Annotated in this window: 5 protein-coding genes; 2 read left to right on the top strand and 3 right to left on the bottom strand. The window is 59.4% G+C overall.

Going from position 1 to position 3,271, the window contains the following annotated elements:
- Positions 1-297: hypothetical protein (locus ENZ75_RS34735; RefSeq protein WP_206617104.1), on the top strand; the 297-nt coding region annotated here is incomplete at its 5' end.
- Positions 298-330: 33 nt separating this feature from the next.
- On the opposite strand, the gene ENZ75_RS35675 is transcribed toward ENZ75_RS34735, so the two are convergent.
- Positions 331-465, bottom strand: a complete 135-nt coding sequence (locus ENZ75_RS35675) for a hypothetical protein (protein WP_013531161.1) — start codon at positions 463-465, stop codon at positions 331-333.
- 339 nt (positions 466-804) lie between these two features.
- Positions 805-990: a hypothetical protein gene (locus tag ENZ75_RS26165; RefSeq protein ID WP_013531162.1), complete on the bottom strand. Its 186-nt coding sequence runs from the start codon at positions 988-990 to the stop codon at positions 805-807.
- A 221-nt stretch (positions 991-1,211) separates the two neighbouring features.
- On the opposite strand from ENZ75_RS26165, the gene ENZ75_RS26170 reads away from it, so the two are divergent.
- On the top strand, positions 1,212-2,111 hold the full coding sequence (locus ENZ75_RS26170; protein WP_013531163.1) for a LysR substrate-binding domain-containing protein: 900 nt from the start codon (positions 1,212-1,214) through the stop codon (positions 2,109-2,111).
- 27 nt (positions 2,112-2,138) lie between these two features.
- Here the strand turns inward: ENZ75_RS26170 and ENZ75_RS26175 are convergent, their stop codons facing one another.
- Positions 2,139-3,086 carry an alpha/beta hydrolase gene (locus ENZ75_RS26175; RefSeq protein ID WP_024501316.1) on the bottom strand — a complete coding sequence of 316 codons (948 nt, stop codon included), beginning with the start codon at positions 3,084-3,086 and terminating at the stop codon, positions 2,139-2,141.
- Positions 3,087-3,271: the final 185 nt, after the last annotated feature.

Raw genomic sequence — 3,271 nt, forward strand, 5'->3', positions numbered from 1 at the left:
CAGGAAGAATACAAACGACCGCTTGATCGGATGCTTTACGGCGTTCAAGGGAACCTCACACAGCCATGGCGCGAACAGGATGTCGCGAATAGCATAGCGACATCAGGAAAAACCATGTCTGTCAATCGGCTACGCCGCTACGACAAGATTAAATTTGCGACATGGGTCGCAAATGGGCAATCGGCGTGCAGCGGGGCCCGGAAGTGGCACGAACTGTTCAAGGGACAGGCAGCGTACAGCCTGTGCGCAGAACAAAAACGCCGCTCTGGCTGGAGGCAGGCGGCGTTGCAGTTTTAAAGCAGCGGCAGGGATGCGCTGCCTGGAAAATCTTCAGGCGACGAAGCCGAGGCGCGCCGCATTCATGGCGCCAGTCTGGCCGGGCATGGTGTTGGCGAGACGCTGACGCTCGAGAGCGGTGGTCAGGTTCATTTCGCGGCGGGCAAAGAGGCGGGCAAAAAGCTTCATAATCATCTCCATTCGGTTGCTCAGACGGGTCGCCTTCGCTTGATGGAGTGGGGCAGCTCGTTTGCTGGCGCTGATATAGGCTTGTGTAAGCAGAAACTAAATCGCAAAAGCGAACCGCTTGATATGAAATGCGACATCGATTGCGACAGATTTGGGCAAGGTGCTCAAAATTTACGATCATTTACAAGACATTAAGTGAAAACAGGAGCTGCTATGCGGCTTTCTCATATGCGTCATGCGTTGGCGACATGGCTCCAAAACTCATTTGTATACAAATAAAATAAAGAAGGCCTGCCGGGCGGTTCGCGCGGCAGGCCTTCAGCACATAGTACACACGATCTACTTTGCTCCAGCCCAGGATCCGATGCCATTGCGAGTACCGGTCTTGGTGTCGGAAGCCTCAGGCCAGCCGATATCCTTCTGCAGTTCGATCGGCAAGGAACGGATGGCGCGCTCGGTCTGGTAGCGGGCGCGTGCCGCGCTGAATTCGGTCGCGATGCGACCAAGAGACGACAGGATAGACATTTCTTTCTCCTTTGGTGGCTGGCGGGTGCCAGACAGCGCGTTGGTTACGTCGGGTTTGTTTCAACTTCATTTCGTGTCGAATGCAGGTCTGTGTCGGGGTCGTTTCATGGCTGCTTGTGGCAGCTGCCTCATTCGATGGAGTTGACTATCCTCCCAATCTGATGTTCAATCAAACGAAATGGAGTGATGTTTTGTATCAGAAAAATTGAAGGTCGGTTGCCATGAACGCCCCGCTCAATCATCCGCTGCCACTGCTCGATCTCGACGTTTTGCGCACTTTCGTGGCGATTGCCGAGACCGGCAGCTTCACCACCGCCGCCAATGCCGTCTTTCGCACGCCTTCGGCCGTCTCCATGCAGATCAAGAAGCTGGAGGACATTCTCGGCCGCTCCGTGTTCGCGCGCGACGCCCGCTCGGTGTCGCTGACCACGGACGGCGAGATGCTGCTCGGCTATGCCCGCCGGCTGCTGTCGATCAACCGCGAGGTGGTGTCGAAGTTCATCATTCCCGAGATTGTCGGTGTCGTGCGGCTTGGTTCGCCGGACGATTACGGCGAGCGCGTGCTGCCGCATGTGCTGAAGCGTTTCGCGCAGTCGCATCCGTCGATCGCCGTCGACGTCACCATCGACCAGAGCAGCAATCTGCGCCGGCGCATGGACGACCGGGCGCTCGACATCACGCTGCTGACCAATTCCTACAAGACCAGCGCGCTCGGCGCCGAGGTGCTGCTGACCGAGCCGATCGTCTGGGCTGGCGCCAAGGGCGGCTGCGCGCATCTGCGCGAGCCGCTGCCGGTGTCGCTTTGGGAAGAGGGCTGCGCCTGGCGCGCCGGAGCGCTCGATGCGCTTGGCCGCGAGGGCCGCAACTACCGCATCGCCTATATGAGCGCGCACACGGCCGGCCAGCGCGCCGCGATCATGTCCGATCTCGCCGTGGCGCCGCTGCCGAAGTCGTTTCTCGGCAACGACATGGTCGAACTCTGCCCGAAGGACGGCATGCCCGACATCGGCACCTACAATCTGGCGATGGTGGTGGCGCCGGACGCCAGCGCGCCGGTCAAGGCCGTCGCCGACCACATCCGCGCGACCTTCGAAGTGTTCCGGGAAACCGGCAAGTTCTGACCGGCTGGTAAGGACGACAATATAGAGCTACTCCGCCGCTTCGGCGGGGCGCTGTTCAGGCCTTAGTCTCGTGTCTTGCACGATCCGGCTCTCCCCGAGAAATTCGACGATGCGCTCGCGGGCGCGCCGGGCCTCCGGCATGTCGATCAGCGGCCAGACGTGGAACATGCCTTCCTCATAGACAAGATCGATTTCAACGCCGGCGGCGCGGGCTTTTTCCGCGAAGATCAGATTGTCGGGCGTCAAAAGATCGCGCGAGCCAGTCAAAAGCAGTGTTCTTGGCAGCACTGACAGATCTCCATAGACCGGGCTGATATGCCAGTCGCTGGGATCGATGCCGGCACTGTACAGACGAATCGCCTCTCGTCCGCCAGCTATGCCCAGCCAAGGGTCGTTGCGTTCCGCCTCGAACACTGCGGGATTGGTGAGCGACACGTCGAGACCCGGCGAAATGAGCACATGTCGTGACGGCAGGGACAGTCCTTCTTCGGCGGCCATCATGGTCAGCACCACAGCCATGTTGCCGCCGGCGGAATCGCCCATGAAGACGATGTCCTCGGCCTCCGTCTCGGCGAGCATCTGCCGGTAAACATCGCCAACCATCCCGAACATGGCGTGGAAATCATGTTCGGGGGCAATTGGATAGATCGGCACCGTGATTGCGTAGCCCAACCGATCCGCCATGTCGGCAATCAGGTGCCAATGATAGGGCGTGATTTCAAAGACATAGGCGCCGCCGTGCAAGTAGAGAATCCGCTTCTGTTCGCCGGACTTGGGTGGGATTTCGTATACGGGGAAGCCACCGACCGTATGCATCTCGATATCGAGACGCTGGTGTAGCGAGGCGGGCGGCCGGTGGTTCTCGGTCTTGCGCGCGGCCGCGATCCAGCGCTGCAGATTTTCCGGACTGGCAAATGCCTGCTTACGGCTGTGCCGCAAGACAAAAGACACGACATGGCTTTTCAAACTTGGCATGCGGATACACGAACTTCGGCCAAAGCCGACTAAGAGAACCCCCTAAATCGAAAGATTGTGCCGTGGCTGAAAATGTCAAGATTTGCGCCCGCGTCTACACGGCGGTTTGATCCGCGCCGCAGTGGTCAGCGACGCGGTAAAAGTGCGGCTCGCAGCCGGTTGCTGGTGGTCGCCGGGGACTGTCT

This window comes from Mesorhizobium sp. M7A.F.Ca.CA.002.04.1.1 (genome assembly GCF_004022805.1).
In the GTDB taxonomy this organism is placed as follows: Bacteria; Pseudomonadota; Alphaproteobacteria; order Rhizobiales; family Rhizobiaceae; genus Mesorhizobium; species Mesorhizobium ciceri.

Coding starts and splice junctions, on each gene's coding strand:
- ENZ75_RS35675 (WP_013531161.1), bottom strand. CDS start 465: ATGAAGCTTTTTGCCCGCCTCTTTGCCCGCCGCGAAATGAACCTGACC.
- ENZ75_RS26165 (WP_013531162.1), bottom strand. CDS start 990: ATGTCTATCCTGTCGTCTCTTGGTCGCATCGCGACCGAATTCAGCGCG.
- ENZ75_RS26170 (WP_013531163.1), top strand. CDS start 1,212: ATGAACGCCCCGCTCAATCATCCGCTGCCACTGCTCGATCTCGACGTT.
- ENZ75_RS26175 (WP_024501316.1), bottom strand. CDS start 3,086: ATGCCAAGTTTGAAAAGCCATGTCGTGTCTTTTGTCTTGCGGCACAGC.